This window comes from Pseudomonas sp. Irchel 3H7 (genome assembly GCF_900187605.1).
Classification (GTDB): Bacteria; Pseudomonadota; Gammaproteobacteria; order Pseudomonadales; family Pseudomonadaceae; genus Aquipseudomonas.
In genome coordinates, this window is the sequence record NZ_FYEA01000002.1 from 408,101 (window position 1) to 425,849 (window position 17,749).

Annotated in this window: 13 protein-coding genes; all 13 read right to left on the reverse strand. The window is 61.4% G+C overall.

Annotated features, from left to right (window positions below; genetic code table 11):
* Positions 1-92: 92 nt before the first annotated feature.
* Positions 93-1,160 (reverse strand): autotransporter outer membrane beta-barrel domain-containing protein, encoded by a 1,068-nt coding sequence (locus CKW38_RS05250; RefSeq protein WP_095112071.1) that lies wholly within the window; start codon positions 1,158-1,160, stop codon positions 93-95.
* Between the two features lie 389 nt (positions 1,161-1,549).
* Positions 1,550-2,332, reverse strand: coding sequence for an endonuclease/exonuclease/phosphatase family protein (locus CKW38_RS05255; RefSeq protein ID WP_095112072.1), 783 nt, complete (start codon positions 2,330-2,332; stop codon positions 1,550-1,552).
* A 198-nt stretch (positions 2,333-2,530) separates the two neighbouring features.
* The gene (locus CKW38_RS05260) at positions 2,531-3,289 is read right to left on the reverse strand and encodes a PIG-L deacetylase family protein (RefSeq protein ID WP_095112073.1); all 759 of its coding nucleotides are present in this window, start codon (positions 3,287-3,289) and stop codon (positions 2,531-2,533) included.
* Between the two features lie 156 nt (positions 3,290-3,445).
* Positions 3,446-4,132, reverse strand: a complete 687-nt coding sequence (locus CKW38_RS05265; protein ID WP_095112074.1) for a glycosyltransferase family 2 protein — start codon at positions 4,130-4,132, stop codon at positions 3,446-3,448.
* Positions 4,129-4,728, reverse strand: coding sequence for an SAM-dependent methyltransferase (locus CKW38_RS05270; protein WP_095112075.1), 600 nt, complete (start codon positions 4,726-4,728; stop codon positions 4,129-4,131). The genes CKW38_RS05265 and CKW38_RS05270 overlap by 4 nt, the downstream gene beginning before the upstream one ends.
* Complete coding sequence (locus CKW38_RS05275) at positions 4,725-5,483, reverse strand: PIG-L deacetylase family protein (RefSeq protein WP_095112076.1); 759 nt, start codon at positions 5,481-5,483, stop codon at positions 4,725-4,727. The genes CKW38_RS05270 and CKW38_RS05275 overlap by 4 nt, the downstream gene beginning before the upstream one ends.
* Positions 5,480-6,478 carry an acyl-CoA dehydrogenase family protein gene (locus CKW38_RS05280; RefSeq protein WP_007918164.1) on the reverse strand — a complete coding sequence of 333 codons (999 nt, stop codon included), beginning with the start codon at positions 6,476-6,478 and terminating at the stop codon, positions 5,480-5,482. The genes CKW38_RS05275 and CKW38_RS05280 overlap by 4 nt, the downstream gene beginning before the upstream one ends.
* 1 nt (position 6,479) lies before the next feature.
* A complete protein-coding gene (glgX, locus tag CKW38_RS05285; protein ID WP_007918157.1) occupies positions 6,480-8,639 on the reverse strand; it encodes a glycogen debranching protein GlgX in 2,160 nt (719 codons plus the stop codon).
* A 224-nt stretch (positions 8,640-8,863) separates the two neighbouring features.
* Entirely contained in the window at positions 8,864-9,178 is a 315-nt protein-coding gene (locus CKW38_RS05290) for a DUF2934 domain-containing protein (protein ID WP_095112077.1), read from the reverse strand.
* Positions 9,179-9,199: 21 nt separating this feature from the next.
* The gene (locus CKW38_RS05295; protein ID WP_095112078.1) at positions 9,200-11,974 is read right to left on the reverse strand and encodes a malto-oligosyltrehalose synthase; all 2,775 of its coding nucleotides are present in this window, start codon (positions 11,972-11,974) and stop codon (positions 9,200-9,202) included.
* Entirely contained in the window at positions 11,971-14,049 is a 2,079-nt protein-coding gene (malQ, locus tag CKW38_RS05300) for a 4-alpha-glucanotransferase (protein WP_095112079.1), read from the reverse strand. The genes CKW38_RS05295 and malQ overlap by 4 nt, the downstream gene beginning before the upstream one ends.
* On the reverse strand, positions 14,046-15,848 hold the full coding sequence (gene treZ / locus CKW38_RS05305) for a malto-oligosyltrehalose trehalohydrolase (RefSeq protein ID WP_095112080.1): 1,803 nt from the start codon (positions 15,846-15,848) through the stop codon (positions 14,046-14,048). Before treZ ends, malQ begins: the two co-directional genes overlap by 4 nt.
* A gap of 18 nt (positions 15,849-15,866) precedes the next feature.
* The gene (gene glgA / locus CKW38_RS05310; protein ID WP_007918141.1) at positions 15,867-17,453 is read right to left on the reverse strand and encodes a glycogen synthase GlgA; all 1,587 of its coding nucleotides are present in this window, start codon (positions 17,451-17,453) and stop codon (positions 15,867-15,869) included.
* Between the last annotated feature and the right edge of the window lie 296 nt (positions 17,454-17,749).

Consider the following 17,749-nt stretch of genomic DNA (forward strand, 5'->3'; position numbering starts at 1 on the left):
GGCTCACTCCTACACTTGGAATGCGTTCCCTTGTAGGAGTGAACCTGCTCGCGATGGCGTCAGCACAAACACTATCGCCGCCAGGCCAAACGCTACCAACGCATCCGCACCCCAAGGCTGCCAATGATCCCGTTCAAATCATTGTCATCGACATCACTGCTGTAATCCGCACTCACGTACAGACTCACCGCCGGCGTCACCCGCGCCACCAGACCCAATCCCAACTCAACGGTGGATGACTTGCGGCTGCTGCTGATCTTGTCGACCTGATCCAGCGTCACCGTGCTGCCGGTGTAGACGGTGTGCCACAGGTTGGTGCGCACATAAGGTTCGACCGGCAAGCCATTCAAATCGTAACTGCCTTTCAAACGTGCACCGACGCGACCGCTCCACGCTGTCAGATCGGTGGAAGAAGCATTGCCCGAGCCTGCGTACGGCGTGTCGAGGGTGATGCGTTGATTGATCAATTGCGCCTGCGGTTCGACCACCCAGTTGTCACTCAGCCCTATCGGAAAACCGCCTTCCACCGAGAAGGTCATTGCGCTGCCTTCGGTGGCTTGCCTGGCGCCTTGGCCGTTGCGACTGAAACCACTGACCCGGCCACCGCTGGCCGACAGATCAACGTGCCAGCCTTGCGCACCGGTGAGGCTGTAATAAGCACCGAGGCTCTGGCCTTGCAGATTGAGGGTGTCACTGTTCGGATCGGCCAACGCGCGACTGGTGAGCACGCCGTTGCCATTGGCTTGAATCTGGTTGACGCCGCCGATCAGGCCGATGGTCTGGGTATGGCTGCTCCCTTTCACGGTCAATACGGCTGGCCCTTTGAAGTCGCCGCTGCCGGGCATCGCGTAGCCTGATGACAGCACATCGGTTTGCGCCTGCCGGGCGCTTCTGCCGTACAACTCATCCCAGGCGGACGGTGCGAGGTCTTCGGTAATCAAGCGTGTGCCCTGCAGATCGGGCCGTGGGCTGAAGCGTTGCGGTCCGGGGGTGATGACGGTGGCAGGCAAGGTCATTACGGGCACATCCGCGCGATACCACGGTGTGGTTTCATCCGCCGCAGAACCGGCCTGCGCCTCCATGGATGAGCACAGCAAGATAGAACTCGACACTGTGCAGAAAGTGATTTTGATCTCGTGTGGGCTGATTGAAGTTCTCATGGAGGTCTACCTTGCAGGCGCATGCATTCTCTCTGTGTGGCGTCTCTCCTACCCCGAACGAGGGGCGACCGAATGGAGCGGGGCGAGCCCTGACCGCTCGATTTTGCGAGTGTCCGAAGGCTCGTCCCGGGTGGTGATTCCGGGGGTAGTAAGGTAGAGATAAGAAGAGTCGAGCGCGCCCGTCAAGAAATTGAACGATGAGCGGTAGTGGTAAAACGGGCTTTGCAAGCGTTTGTTTTTCTGCACATAACTAAGTGGTTGTTTGCATGGATAAACGCGGTATAAGCCTCGCGTCAGGGGCATTCAGTTACCGACAGAAGGTCTGTCGGTATCTTTCAACCAACGAACGAGCTGCCTTATTGTGTCCTGCATTACTGTCACTATTGCGGCTACAGGTGCACTTCGACGGCCAGCGGCAGATGATCGGACAGATGCGTCCACGGCTTGTTACCGAGGATCTGTGGGTCATGACTGCTGGCATTGCGCAGGTAGATCCGGTCCAGCCGCAACAGCGGAAAGCGTGCCGGATAGGTCTTGGCCGGGCGCCCGTGATGGCGCTCGAACGCTTCGTGCAGATAGTCGCGACGGGCGAGGGCGACATTGCCCTGAAGCTGCCAGTCGTTGAAATCGCCGGCAATGATCACCGGAGCGTCATCGGGCAGGGATTCGAGCAACTGGCAGAGCAGTTGCAACTGCAATTGCCGATGGCTTTCGAGCAGACTCAAATGCACGCAGATCGCGTGGACCTCAGCGTGCCCCGGTACGTCGAGCACACAATGCAGCAGGCCACGGCGTTCGGGCCCGGTGATCGACACATCAAGGTTGCGGTACTCACGGATCGGGTATTTCGACAGCAGCGCATTACCATGATGGCCGTCGGGGTAGACGGCGTTGCGCCCGTAGGCGAAATCGCTCCACATGCTGTCGGCGAGAAACTCGTATTGCGAAGTTTGCGGCCATTCGTTGTAACGGCTCGAATGCCGCTCGTGTTCACCCACCACTTCCTGCAGAAACACCAGGTCGGCCGAGGTGCTACGCACCGCTTCGCGCAGTTCCGGCAGGATGAAGCGCCGGTTGAGCGCGGTGAAGCCCTTGTGGGTGTTGACCGTCAGTACCCTGAGACGATGAATGCCGGGCGCGTCGACAATATGACGCTTGGGATCGCTGGACACGTTCACTCCTCTGGATTGCGGGCCGCTTATTCATGCGACTGATGGGGAGGTGCGGCAGTTCCTTATGGATAATTTCGATTGCACATCAAACCCTGTGGGAGCGAGCTTGCTAGCGAAGGCGTCGTTCCAGTCGATACGAATATTGTGAATGTGACGGCCTCTTCGCGAGCAAGCTCGCTCCCACAGGGAATCAGAGATTCAGACAAACACGATTTCATAGGGCAGGCGCATTCTTTCGAGAATCACCGGCGGCAGCATCGGCGCAATGCCGATCGCCGGTTCGCCGTTGAGCTGGCTGGCGTAGGCGTGGGTGGCGTGGCTCTTGCGCGCGACGGTCCAGGTGTCGAGGCGCAGTTTGCGCGCGCGCTCCCAAGGGATCAGTTGCTGGTCGCGTTCGGGCCAGTGCCAGGCCCAGACCGGTACATCATGGAAGATCGCACCGGCCTGGCCAGCCGCTTGCGCACTGGCCCGGCCCACCGCTTCGTGGTCGTCGTTGCCATCGCCGCGCCAGGTGCTGAACACCACGTCGCCGGGGCGCAGGTAGCGGCCGATGAACTCGGTCACTTGCGCCTGCTGGTCGCACAGGGCGTTATCGGTGAAGCCGCCACGCACCCATTTCAGGCTGTGCATTGGCAGGCCGAGGCGGCGCAGGGCTTCGACGCTTTCCTGTGGGCGAAATACGCTCAGGCGTTTTTCCGACCACTGCCGCGAGCCGGGGTGGCTGGCACTGCCGTCAGTGATCGAGAGCAGTTGCAGCGGATGACCGAGGCTGGACAGTAATTGCAGCAGTCCGCCGCAGGTGACCACTTCATCGCCGGGATGCGGCGCGATGACCACGGCGCGGGCACCATCGGGCACCAGGCTGCGAGTATTGATGACGGGAATGTTGTCCAGTTGTGCGGCGCTGTTCCATATTTGCGCCGGCAGGCTGCTGTCGCTGAGGGATAACGTTTTCATGGTCTGACGTCCTTGTGTTGTCTCGCCCTCAGTCGTGTGCGTGGCAGTGATTGCCAGACGCCACCGACCCGTGAAGGCTGGTTGAATGCCGTGCGACGCTCCGAACCCTGGATTGCCGCGCAGCAGAGTATTGCTCATGAAGCCAGATCCGTCGCGTCACAGATCAATCTGATCCGCTTTTTTTTGCTCCATCTGTGCCAGATTTCGCAGATAGTCACCAAAGCCATCGCGCGCACGGCTGTCGAATCGCGCGCTGGTGAGGACTTGCGGGCGATGACTCCAGGCGATGTTGGCACCGTCCCGTTCCAGCTCCCGTACCAACTGCACATCTTCATCGCAGGCCAACGGTTTAAAGCCTCCGGCCCAGCGATAGGCGTCGGCGCTGATGCCCAGATTGGCACCGTGGATATGCCGGTGACCATCGCAGGCCCGGTAATGCCGGTGGTAGCGGATTTGCGCCGCGGCATCGAACGACTCGTGCCAGCGTTCGACGGTGACGGTACCGCATACCGCGTCGGCCCCCAACCCCAGCTGGGCGACCAGCCAGTCGTCGGCGACCCGACTGTCGGCGTCCGAGCAGGAGATCCAGCGTGCGCCGCGTTCCAGCAACAGCTGTGCACCCGCCGCCCGGGCCTGGCCGACATTGCGCGCATCGATGTGCAGGCTCAGCACCGGATAGCGGCTGACAATCTGCGCCGAGCGGTCGGTGCAGCTGTCGAGTACCACCAACACTTCAACCTTTTCGCCCGCCAGCAAACCGTGGCGGCTGGCGCGCATCGCCGCGCCCAGGCATTCGTCGAGCAAGTCTTCCTCGTTGTGCGCCGGGATCAGAATGCCGATCATCGCAATCCCTCCAGTGCCGCCACCGAGCGCGGCTCGCGGCTCCACACCTCAAGGATAAAATCCGCTTCCTGATGCAGCGCCACTCGCGGCAGATGCAATTTTTCGTGGATCAGGTCATGAACCTGCCGCGCGTTCAGCGGGCAGCCATCGATGGGCGGACGCCAGTGACAGGCGAGGAACTGGCCGTCGGCAGTCAGGCAATCACTGGCCCGACGGATCACTTCTGTCAGATCTTCGCCATCGAGGTAGTAGCCGATCTCGCTAAATACGATCAGGTCGAATTTTTCCTCCGGCCAGTCGCCGGGAAGACGGTTTTGCCGCACTTCGGCATGATCGAACAGACTCAAACGCGTGCGCGCCAAGGTCACCGCCGCACTGGCGGTGTCGCAGCACAGCAGGCGATCACAGCGGCTGGCCAGTTCGGCACTCAACTCGCCGTTGGCGCAGCCCGGTTCGAAGATTGCCCGGTAGTGCGGACGCGGCAGGGCAGCGAGAGTGATCGCGCGTTTGCGCTGCTCGTACCAGCGCTCACGGAACGCCCACGGGTCGTCGTTGCCGGCAAACAGGCCATCGAAGTAGCGATCTTCGACACTCATAGAAACACCACTTCGAAGGGCTGTAGGAGGCGATCGAGCACATACGGCGCGAGCACCGGACCGAGTCCGGCGTCAGGATCGCCCTCCAGTTGACTGGCGAAGGCATGTACCGCGTGGCGCTTGCGCGCAACTTGCGCCGGCGTCAGGAGAATCTTGCGTGCGCGTTGCCACGGGACAAAGGCGTCTTCCGGGGTTGCCCAGTGCCAGGTCCACACCGGCAGTTCATGGCAACTCGCACCGACGCGGCGGGCAGCTTCGGCACTGGCGCGGCCGACGGCTTCGTGGTCGCAATGACCGTCTTCACTCCACGTGGTGAACAGCACGTCATCGGGGCGCAGATGACGCTCGATGAAATTGACCAGCTCTGCTTCCTGAGCGGCCACCTGGGTGTCGCTGAAGCCACCGCGCAGCCACTTCACGCGATGCATCGGCAAACCGAGGCGGCGTAACGCTTCGGCAGACTCCTGCGGGCGCACCACGCTCAGATGTTCGACCGGCCAACGACTGGATCCGGGGTGACTGGCGCTGCCGTCGGTGACTGAAATCAGCTGCAGAGGCCGTCCAGCCGCCGCGAGCAATTGCAGCAAACCGCCACAACCCAGCACTTCGTCGTCCGGGTGCGGCGCGATAATCACCGCCCGTGCGCCGGGTGGCACCAGACTAAAGATGTCGATGCTGTCCAGTTCCGCCAGATGCCGCGAAGCCTGCCATTGATGCAGGCTCGTACCCTGACCGACAATCGGATTGGTTTTCATAGCGCCCATGCCTCCGCGGATTGCCCGGCAACCATTTTCCCGAGCGCAGCCAGATCACGTTCGGCGTGACTCTGACGCAGGAACACCGGCAGGTCGGCGCTGAGCCGGGCAAAGTGCCGATCCTTGCAAAACGGCCCGGCGCCGAGGGCGCGACCGACCTCTCGCTGCACCTGTTCCGCCGACTGCTCGACCACCGCGCGGGCACGACGAGCGAGCAGTTCGGCGTTGTCCTCGGGGTGTGCATCGATGTGCAGGGCGCTGAAACGCAGGACATCGGCGGCCGCCTGCAAGGCACTGTCGACCGCGCCGAGATGGGCGAGGGCGTGCGGCTCCGGGCGTTGCTCACACTGTGCGCGCAACGCTTCGGCAATTTGCCTTGCGGCGCCGTACCAGCACGCCGCAATACCGATCCCGCCTTGCCAGAAACCCGGTCGTTGCAGATAGTCGCCGGGATTGCCGATGGCCTGTGCTTCGGCGCCGTCGAACAGCACCTCCACGCTGCCAGTGGCGGCCATGCCCACGGCTTGCCAGCCTTGCTCGGTGACGGTCACGCCCGGTTGGTCGAGGGCGACGGCCACCAGTTGTTGCTGGTCATCGGCATCCCACGCGGTGAGCAAGGCGTGGCTGAGCACGGCTGCCCCGGAGCACCACGCCTTGCGCCCGTGCAGCGCGACCATGTGCCCGGCCGGGCTGACCTTGACCCGCGCCTGCGGCGGTTCCGCCGCCCACATGCCCCACGTACTGCCCGGTGTCGGCGAACCGCCCAATTGCTCGATGATCGCCAGTGCGTCGGTATGGCCTTCGAACAGTTTGCACAAACCGAGGTCATGCCCAGCGACCTCCGCCAGACACTGAAAACGTTCCAGCGTGCGGCCACTGCCCGGCAACGGCAAACGATCCAGCCCGGCCTCGACCAGCGCCCGCAGACAATTGCCGAGCGCTACGGTGTGCGGATAATCCGCCGGACGCCGGGCGAGATAACGGTGCAGGTCCATATCAGTCTTCTTCATCACGTTGCAGTTCGAACAGCAGCAGCGAGCGCCCGGTGACCGAGTATTCGTGGCCGAAATCGAAGCGTTCCTGACCGCGAATCGACGGCTGATTGGTGTCGATCATGCAAGTCCAGAAGCTGCCTTCCGGCACTTCCGGCAAGGTGAAATTGACGATGTCGTGGTGGGCGTTGACCACCAGCAGCAGCGTCGCATCCGCACCCTTGCGGCGAATCCCGGTTTCCTGCGCGCGGCCGTCGAGCAACATGCCCAGGCAGCGGTTGTGCGCATCGTGCCAATGCTCGGTGGTCATCTCGGTAGCGTCGGGTGCCAGCCAGGTGACGTCCTTGACGCCGATGTCCTCGTTGTACTCACCAACCAGGAAGCGGCCGCGACGCAGGATCGGATAAGCTAGACGCAACTTGATCAGGCGCTTGACGAATTTCAGCAACGCCTTGCCGTCCTCGCTCAGGTCCCAGTTGACCCAACCGATCTCGCTGTCCTGGCAATAAGCGTTGTTGTTGCCGTCCTGGGTACGGGCGAATTCATCACCGGCGACGATCATCGGCGTGCCTTGGGCGAGCAGCAGGGTGGCGAAGAAATTGCGCATCTGCCGATGGCGCAGGGCATTGATTTCGGGATCGTCGGTCGGGCCTTCGACACCGTGGTTCCACGACAGGTTGTTGTTGCTGCCGTCCTGATTGTTTTCGTCGTTGGCTTCGTTGTGCTTGTCGTTGTACGACACCAGATCATTGAGGGTGAAGCCGTCGTGGGCGGTGATGAAATTCACCGACGAGTACGGCCGCCGTCCGCGCTGGTTGAACATCTCGCCGGAGGCGGTCATGCGACTGGCGAAGTCGGCAACCTGGCCGTCGTCACCTTTCCAGAACGCGCGCACGGTGTCGCGGAACTTGTCGTTCCATTCGACCCAGCCCGGCGGGAAGTTGCCCACCTGATAGCCACCGGGGCCGCAGTCCCACGGCTCGGCGATCATTTTGACCTGACGCAGCACCGGGTCCTGACGGCAAGCGACGAGGAAGCTGTGACGCTCGTCGAAACCATCGTGATAGCGGCCGAGAATAGTCGCCAGGTCGAAACGGAAGCCGTCGACGTGCATCTCGCTGGCCCAGTAACGCAGCGAGTCGGTGACCATTTGCAGCACGCACGGATGGCTCAGGTCCAGCGTGTTGCCGGTGCCGGAATCGTTGATATAGAAGCGCTTGTCGTCCGGCATCAAACGGTAGTACGAGGCGTTGTCGATGCCGCGCATCGACAGGGTCGGACCTTGCTCGTTGCCCTCGGCGGTGTGGTTGTAGACCACGTCGAGAATCACTTCGAGATTGGCTTCGTGCAGGTGCGCAACCATCTCCTTGAACTCGGCGATCTTGCCGCTGGCCAGATAACGCGGGTCCGGGGCGAAGAAGGCGATGCTGTTGTAGCCCCAGTAGTTGGTCATGCCTTTGTGCAGTAGATGCTGGTCATTGACGAAGGCGTGAATCGGCAGCAACTCGACGGTGGACACGCCGAGCTTGCGAATATGTTCGAGCACATCGTCGACCATCAGCCCGGCGAAGGTGCCGCGTACGTTCTCCGGCACCGAAGGGTGACGCATGCTGATGCCGCGCACGTGGGTTTCGTAAATGATGGTTTTGTCCCACGGCACGCTGACGCGATGGTCGTTGCCCCAGGTGTGCGCCGGGTCGATGACTTTGCACTTGGGCACGAACGGCGCGCTGTCGCGCTCATCGAAACTGAGGTCGGCGTCAGGGTGGCCGATGGTGTAGCCGAACAGCGCTTCCGACCATTTCAGTTCGCCGACCAATTGCTTGGCGTACGGGTCGATGAGCAGTTTGTTGTGGTTGAAACGATGACCGTTGGCCGGGTCGTAAGGGCCGTAGACGCGGTAGCCGTAAATCAGCCCCGGGTGCGCATCGGGCAGGTAGCCGTGGTAGATCTCGTCGGTGTATTCCGGCAGTTCGATGCGTTCGAGTTCGACTTCGCCGGCATCGTCGAAGATGCACAGTTCGACCTTGGTGGCGTTGGCGGAAAACAGAGCAAAGTTCACCCCCAGACCATCCCAGGTCGCACCGAGCGGGAAGGGCAGGCCTTCACGGATTCTCGACGGCTCGGCGTGCGCGGTGGGTTCGGCATTCTTTGGACGGGTCATGATTGCTCCTGCAAAACGGGTAATTTCTGGGCTTGCACATCCCCCTGTAGGAGTGAGCCTGCTCGCGATAGCGGTCTATCAGGCGACATCGATGTTGAATGTCAGATCGCTATCGCGAGCAGGCTCACTCCTACAGGGGATTGGTGGGTTTCTTGAGGACGAGCGCGTCCTCGGTGGCGAGCGAACCCGCCACACGGTCATTCAGTTCAATCGTCGTTAAAGCGTCAGATCGCCGAAGGCTTCTTCGGCGCCCGAGGCTTTTTCTCAGCGGGCTTTTCACCCGGGGGAATCACTTTTGCAGCGCTGGCCGGTTTGGCTTTGGCCGCAGGTTTTGGCTTGGCGGCTGGGGCCTTGGTCTCACTAGTCTTGCCCGCGGCTTTGCTGCCAGCGGCTTTTGGCGGTTTCTTCGGCGCCAGCGCTTCGGCTTCAGCGAGCTTGCGCGCCATTTCCCAATGGCGCTCCTCGTGCCCTTCAGGCTTGCCTTCCGATTCCCATATTTGATAGGCGAATTCGCGAATGCGTTTATCGTCGGTACTCATCGCAATGCTCCTGAACTGAACTCATGCTTGTGTTAAGTGTTGGATAAAGAGATTGACCGGGACATCCCCCAGCGCGTCGCTGATATTCAGCTCCCTGTTTTTTGTGACTGCGCTGCTTGAAAAAAGTCCCTTCAGGTTTGTTTCAGAGGCGGCGAACGGTAGAACCACCCGCGTGTCGCCCCAGCGCAGCGCATCGACTTGAGGTACAGCACCGTTTTCCAGCAGGTTTGCGCAACGGATCGGCACGATCACGATGGCCTGCTTGCCCTCGTACTCACGGGCAAACGCGAGCACGTTGTGCGCCTGACTGCCGAGCACTTCCAGGGCCTGGTAGCGGCCACGGCGGAACAGCTCGGCATGCTCGACACGCAGGTTCAACACCTGGGCGATCAAGGCTTGCTTGATGCGCCCGTCACGCCAGTTCGCCAACAACTCCACAGGTGGCAATGGCTCCTGCAAGGTGTGTTCACGAGCGGCATAATCCACCGGCCGGCGATTGTCCGGATCGACCAGGCTGAAGTCCCAGAACTCATTACCCTGATACAAATCCGGCACCCCCGGCACGGTCATGCGCAGCAAGGTTTGCGCCAAGCCATTGAGGGCGCCGGCAGCGGCGATGCTGTTGACGGTCTTGCTTAGTGCGGCGCGCAGCAGCTCGCCTTCTTCACCGGTGAGGAGTTTTTCGGTGAATGCCTGCGCGGCGTTTTCATAGGCTTCGTTAGGCGCACTCCAACTGCTTTGCAACTTGGCTTCACGCAGGGCTTTCTGTTGCCATTGCCAGATGCGTTTGGCGTAATCGGCGAACCCGGCCTGATCGTCATCGCGCAGTTGCAGCGGCCAACTGCCCAGTAACGCTTGATAGAGGATCAGTTCATCACCGCTCGACGGCATCTGCTCGTCAACCCGGACGGGCCGGGCGAGGGCGCGCCACAGTTCGATCTGCTCGGCGTACCAATGGCTGCGTTCACTGAGCACGGCCAGACGCGCGCGGGTGTCTTCGCCGCGTTTGTGATCGTGGGTCGCGGTGGCCAGCAAGTTGTCGGGGAACTCGTCCAGCCGTTGCTGATTGACCGCATGAAAGTCGCTGAGCGGGGCGCTGAACTGCTCGGTGTTGTAGCCGACGTCATTGCGTGACAGCAGCACCGCCGAGCGATACAGCGCGGTGTCCTCAACGGCTTTCGCGGCTGCCGGTGAAGTCAGTTGCTGAAAGCGTACGCAGGCATGCTTGAGGATCTTGCGCGAGCGACCACGCGGTTTGCGCCGCCATGGCGTGCCACCTAGCCAAGCGGCAACGCAGTCGAGCACCGGCCAATCGGCTTCGCTCAGCGTTTGCCGGGCCCCGTCCATGGCCTGCTGGAAAAACACCTCGTCCTGCTCGGAGCGACCCATCGCACTGATGTAAGTGCGATAGACCGGGAAGTGCACGATCAGCGCTTGCAACACCCGGCGGATCGCACCGAGGGTCAAGTCGCGAGTCATCAGGTCATCGCGGGCGACCTGCAGCAGGGCCTGGGCGACGCTTTCGCAATCACTGGCCAGCGAGCCGTTGAGGATCTGCTGACGCGCCAGTTGTGCCTCTTCGATGAACGCGGCGGGGCGCTCGGTGCGCCGTTGCCAGAGGTCACCGAGCACGTGTTCGCCGTCCGGGTCATGTTGCAGCAATGACAGCTGATTCATGAACTCGTAACCGGTGGTGCCGTCCACCGCCCAGTCGCGGTGCAGGGTTTCGCCGGCGCCGAGGATCTTCTCGACGTAGATCGGCAAATGCCTGCCCGGTGCCAGCAGATCAACCCGGCGGCGCAGTTTGCGGCAGTAACCACGCGGATCGGCGAGGCCGTCGATGTGGTCGATGCGCAAACCGTCGACCAAGCCTTCGGCGATCAACTGAAAGATTTTACCGTGGGTGGCTTCGAATACCGCCGGACGTTCGACGCGCAAACCGCCGAGTTCGTTAATGTCGAAAAAACGCCGCCAGTTGATGTCATCTGCCGCCGTACGCCAGCTCGCCAGGCGATAGCTTTGGCGTTCCAGCAACTGATGCAGTTTGTCGAAGCCTTCTTCGCTGCTCGAATCGTAATGCTTCAGGTTGTTCTGGATCGCTTCGAGGATCTGCGGATCAATCGCCAACTGGCGCAATTCTTCTTTCAGCGGAATCGCCAGCGAATGGGCATCGGTCTGATAGCTGAGGGAACTGAAGCGATCGGCCAGCGCCTTCAACGTTTCCTCGGACCTGAGCAATTCACCGTAATCGTTCGGGCAGATCGGGAAGTGATGGTCGTAATGCTCGACATGGAAACTGCCTGTCTGCGCATTGAACTGCAGTTTCAGCGTGCCTTCCTGCAAGGCCACACCGTAATCGCTGCCAAGAAACGGTAGCAGCAATTGGCCTTCCATCAACGGGTCCGGCGAGTGCCATTGAATGTCGAAGAACTCGCCGTAAGGGCTCAGTCGCCCCCATTCCAGCAAGTCGAGCCACCACGGGTTGTCGTTGCCACCGACGGCCATGTGATTGGAGACGATGTCGAGGATCAGGCCCATGTTGTGTTTACGCAGGGCGCTGACCAAGCGCCGTAACGCCGCTTCGCCACCGAGTTCCGGGTTGACCTGGGTCGGGTCGACCACGTCGTAGCCGTGCATGGAACCGGCCCGCGCCGCGAGCAACGGTGAGGCGTAAATATGGCTGATGCCGAGCCGGGCGAAGTACGGCACCAGTGGCACGGCTTGTTCAAGGGTAAAACCCTTATGAAATTGCAGGCGCAGTGTTGCGCGCAGGGGCTGGATAAGCGCTTGATTCATTGGTCACGCTCGGCAGCCTGAAGACGCGCGCACGCGAGTAGTTCCAGACGTCGCGCCGCATCCGCGCCATCGAGCAGCGCCTCACTGGTGCCGGGCAAGCGCCGTGACCAGTTTGGATGGGTGTCGATGGTGCCCGGCAGATTCGCTTGTTCGTTGATGCCTAGCGCATCTTCCAGCGGCAACAGCACCAGAGGGGCACGGGTGTGTCCGAGGAAACGCACCGCGGCATCGACCACTTGATCGGCCTCGTGGGATTCCTCGCGAAAATTCTGCGGGTCCTGACTCAAGGCGCTGCGCAAACCTTCGCGTTCACGCTGGCGGTGCTGGCGCCATTCGATTTCACCGTTGGCATCGACAAACCCCAAGCGCGCATTCCAGTCGATATCGCGGCCATGCCACCAGCCGTTGAGCGTCGGCAGGTCGTGGGTGCTGGTGGTGGCCAATGCGTTGTCCGGCCAGTCGAGAATCGGCTTGAAATAAGTGTTGTCCTGCTCGAACAGCAGCACGCGCATGCCGAGCATCGAGCGGGCGATAAGCTTTTCACGCAGGCCATCGGGCACGGTGCCGAGGTCTTCACCCAGGACAATCGCTTGATGGCGATGGGATTCAAGGGTCAGTAATCGCAGCAAGTCGTCGACCGGGTAATACAGATAGGCGCCATCGGCAGGTACGGCGCCGTTGGGGATCACCCACAAGCGTTGCAGGCCCATGACATGGTCGATGCGCAGGCCGCCGGCGTGGGCGAAGTTGGCGCGCAGCATGTCGATGAAGGCGCGAAAACCATTGCGGATCAGGCCCTCGGGGGAGAACGCGGAAATGCCCCAACCCTGGCCCGAGCGATTGAGAATGTCCGGCGGTGCGCCCACGGTCAGCGAGGCGAGCAGTTCATCCTGAAAACTCCAGGCCTGACTGCCAGCACCGTCGGCGCCCACCGCCAGATCGGCGATCAGGCCAATGCCCATGCCGGCGCTGCGGGCGGCGGTTTGCGCACGTTCCAGGCAACGGTGGATCAGCCATTGGCAAAAAGCGAAATAGCCAATGCGTTCGGCGTATTCTTCGGCAAACGCTTCGAGCGCTGCACCGCGTGGGTCGTGCCAGTGTTCTGGCCATTGCCGCCAGTCGAGGTTTTCGCCACGGGCGGCGCGCATTTCCTGAATAGCTTCGAAACGGCAGTGATTTTCCAGTGCTTCGCCACCGGCGTGGCGGAAACTGGCGAAGTCCGGGTGCAGCGGGTGGTCACCAGCGATGAAACCTTCGTACAACGCTTGCAAGAGTTTTTGCTTGGCGTCGGCGGCGCTCGGCCAGTCGATCAGTGTCAGGTCTTCCAGTTGCGCGAACTGCTCGGCCAGGCCGGCCGCGTCGATCGCATCACGCAAGGCGCGCTCACCAAGAATGGCCCCGGGTGCCGCGTACAGAGAATTGAGGAACAACCGACTGGATGGCGAATAAGGGCTGTAGCGCCCGGTATCGGCGCTGAACATGGCGTGCAGCGGGCTGATCGCCAGGGCATCGGCGCCGCGCTCACCGGCCACGCGGACCAGATCTTCCAGTGCTTGGGTATCGCCGAAACCGCCGTCGCCGGCGCGGCGCAAGGCATACAACTGCGCACTCAGGCCCCAGACGCGGGGAATCGGATTATCCACCGCATCGCCGACGCTGAAGCAGCGCTCCGGGGCCACGGCCAGGGTGAAATACTGATCGCTGATGTGCACCTGTTGATAGCCGACCGGGATCAGTCCCGGCAGTATCGCTTCAGAGTCGAGTTTCAGGTTCAGCCGCGAGCCGTCTTCAAGGTGGATTTCACACGGCGTCTCCGGCGCGAAGTACCGCGCCAGATCCACGCCGACCCCGACATCGGCGGTCAACAGCGGCGGCAGGTGGCGGTCTTGTTGAACGGCTTGCAGTTCCAACAGGCTGGCGTCGATTTCCTGCGCCGTGCTGGCCGGGTGGCCGAGGCCGATCAGGACATTGCGCAGCACCGCCGGGGCGACTTTTTGCGGGCGGCCGTTGGCGTCGATCCAGTCGACGGCAAGGCCGGCTCGGCTGGCAAGAATTTCCAGTTGCGCATCGCTCATAGGCGCTCTCCATCCAGAGGTTGCAAAGGGGTTGCGGCCGTGAGGCTGACAAGCGCGCAATACGCGGGCAGTTCGCCCGATTCCGACAGATCGGCGGTGGATGGCTGCTGAAACAACCACACGGCCTCGGTCTGTGGAGGGTTGACCACTGGCGTGTCGCTGAGGTTCAGGTCAATTCGCAGCTCGCTGCCATTGCCCAGCCGCCAGCGTGCGCTGACCGCGCCGTAACCGAGCATATGGGCGCCGAGGGCCTGAGTGCCGGACAGATGGGGAATGATGTATTGATGGCGAAATTGCAGGAGCTTTTGGTACAGCGCGAGGGTTTCCTGCTGTTTTGCGCTGCCGTTGCCGATCAACCTTGGCTGTGAGGCGTGGAAAGTTTTTTCGCCATTCGGATCGGGAATCTGCTCACGTTTGTGCGGGTCGGCAAAGGCGCTGAATGCGGCAAATTCATTGCGCCGGCCCTCACGCACCAACTCGGCCAGTTCGCCGTGGTGACTGGTGAAAAACAGGAATGGCTGCTCGGCGGCAAACTCATCGCCCATGAACATCAGCGGAATCATCGGCGACAGCAGCAACAATACGGTCGCTGCCTGCACGGCGCGCGGATCGGCCAGATGATGCAGGCGTTCGCCGAACGCGCGGTTGCCGATCTGGTCGTGGTTTTGCAGGAACAGCACAAACGCCGTGGACGGCAGGTGTTCGCTAGGCTCGCCGCGCGGCTCGCCATGGCGGGTGATGTGTCCCTGAAAGACAAACCCCTGACTCAGGCAGCGCACCAATTGTTCGGTGGGTTGCGCGGCGTAGTCGGCGTAATAGGCGTCGGTTTCGCCGGTGAGCAGGACGTGCAAGGCGTTATGACCGTCGTCATTCCACTGCGCGTCGTAGTCGTATTCGAGCAGGCTCGACTGGTTGAGTTCGTTTTCCACAGTTAGCCAGACATACCGGCTCGGGTCGATCTGCGCGCGGATACGCTGGGCCATCTCGGTGAGGAAATCCGGGTCTTCGATGGCATGCACCGCGTCCAGGCGCAGACCGTCGAAGCGGTATTCGAGCAACCACATCAAGGCGTTTTCGATGAAAAACTCGCGCACTTCGTCGCGGCGAAAATCGATCGCTGCACCCCATGGCGTGTGTTTGTCTTCGCGGAAAAAGCCTTTGGCGTAACGATGCAGGTAATTGCCGTCGGGGCCGAAGTGGTTGTAAACCACGTCGAGAATCACCGCCAGACCATGACCGTGGGCGCTGTCGATCAGGTGTTTGAGTTGTTCCGGCGTGCCGTAGGAGGCTTGCGGGGCGTAGGGCAAAACACCGTCGTAGCCCCAATTGCGTTCGCCGGGGAATTGCGCCAGCGGCATCAGTTCGATGGCGGTGATGCCCAAGCCTGCAAGCCGCGCCAGATGTTGTTCGACTTCAGCGAAACCCCCGAACGCACCGACGTGCAACTCGTAGATCACCGCTTCGCTCCATGGCCGACCGTGCCAGGCCGTGTGTCGCCATTGATAGGCCAGCGGATCGACCACCACACTGTGGCGGTCAAGGTCGCCGTCCTGTGCCCTGGAGGCCGGGTCGGGCACCTCCAGTTCGCCGTCGATGTTATAGCGGTAACGCGTGCCCGCCGGACAGCGGGCCTTGATCACAAACCAGCCGTCTACCTGAGGCAGCATCGGCAGCGACTGGCCGCTTTCAAGTTCGACACTCACGTAAAACGCATCCGGCGCCCATAGCGCAAATTGCGTGTGTTCGGCGTCCAGCATGATCGCGCCGTGGGGCCAGGTTTCAGTAGACCGTAACGGCATCGTGGTGAACCTCCCTGGTTATTTATGGTGAGCTTTACCCAGCGCCTTGGCGACCAGTTGTTCGTAGAGTTCGGCGTACGGTTCGACCGCTTTGCACCAGTTGAACGGCGCAGCCATCGCCCGGCAACGCATGGCATTGAGCAGTTCGGGGAAGGCGAACACCTTGAACGCGCGGCTCAGGGCTTCCTGATAGCTTTCAGCGGTGGATTCGTCGAAGAGAAAACCGGTGACGCCGTTTTCAATGGTGTCGGCCAACCCGCCGGTATTGCGTGCGACCGGCAGCGAGCCGAAGCGCTGGGCATACATCTGGCTCAAACCGCAAGGCTCGTAACGCGAAGGCATCAGCAGGAAATCGCTGCCGGCAAACATGCGTCGGGCGTCGGTTTCGTTGAAGCCGATGCGCACGCCGATCTGGCCTGGGAAGCGCAGGGCCAGTTCGCGCATGGCTTGTTCTTCTTCAGGTTCGCCGCGACCGATAATGGCGATCTGGCCACCGTTTTTTACGATGTACTCGGATACCGCGATCGTCAGGTCCAGACCTTTTTGATAGACCAGTCGCGACACCACGGCGAACAGCGGGCCTTCTGAGTCATTCAATTCAAATAATTCACGCACATGCGCAGCGTTGACCGCTTTACCTTCCCAGTCACCAATGGCAAACGGCGCGAACAGGTGCGGATCGGTGGCGGCGTCCCAGCTCTCGTCGATGCCGTTGGGGATGCCGCTAAGTAAACCTTGCTGGGTCTTGGCGGCGAGAAAGCCGTCGAGGCCGCAGCCGAAATCCGGGGTGGTGATTTCTTGCGCGTAAGTGGCGCTGACCGTGGTGATATGGCTCGAATACGCCATGCCGGCCTTGAGGAATGACATCTTGCCGTAGAATTCCATGCCTTCCTGTTGCAGGGCATGGGTGGGAATACCCAGCTCGGGGCAGGAGCCGAGGCTGGTCACGCCTTGATAGGCGAGGTTGTGAATGGTGAACAGGGTCGGCGTGCGCTGCCCGCGCCAGTGCATATAGGCCGGGGCGAGACCGGCCGGCCAGTCATGGGCATGCACCAGATCCGGGCACCAGTGAATTTGTGCAAGGTTGGCGGCGATGTCGGCAGCAGCCAGACCCAAACGGGCGAAACGAATGTGGTTGTCTGGCCAGTCGCGGCCGTTGTTGGCGCCGTAGGGCGAGCCTTCGCGCTCGTACAATTCGGGGCAGATCAACACGTAGATCACCAGACCGTCCGGCATGTCCATGCGGCCGATCTTGCACGGTGGTAGCGCGGCATGGCCGCCAAGTTCGCCGATGATGTGGATCGGGTTCTCGCTGTGCATCACTTGCGGGTAGCCGGGGATCAACACCCGCACATCGTGCAGATGAGCCATGGCGCGGGGCAGGGCGGCAGACACGTCACCCAGGCCGCCGGTCTTGACCAGATCGGCAATTTCCGAGGTAACAAACAACACTTTTTTCTTGTTGGGGTTCTGGCTCGCTACTGGAGTCAGCGTTTTGGTGCCGGGGACGTTGATCTGTCGGCTGCCGGGAACACTGACGGTGCTCGATTCACCAACCGCCTGCTGAGCACGCTCTCCCTGAATATCCAATGCCGCACTGATCATATGAATCTCCCGTCTCGTTGATCTGATTCTTGTCTTGAACAAGCGATGTCCATGGCCAAGTCCTGTGGCCGGGCGCAAACGCGCCACGCATCGGTGAGCAAACGCTACCCAACACGCGCAAGCAGAATGGGTGATTGGGCCGTTGCAAGGATTGCACCAGTCGCTTTGGCCCTGTCTTTCTGATGACCTGTCGCCGCGCGCAAAAGTTTCGACTTTTTTTCGGCAATGTGACTGGTCGGTTTTACCCCGCGAAAGTCAGTCTAGGCCAGATCCTAGAGCGGGCCAGAGCAAATGGG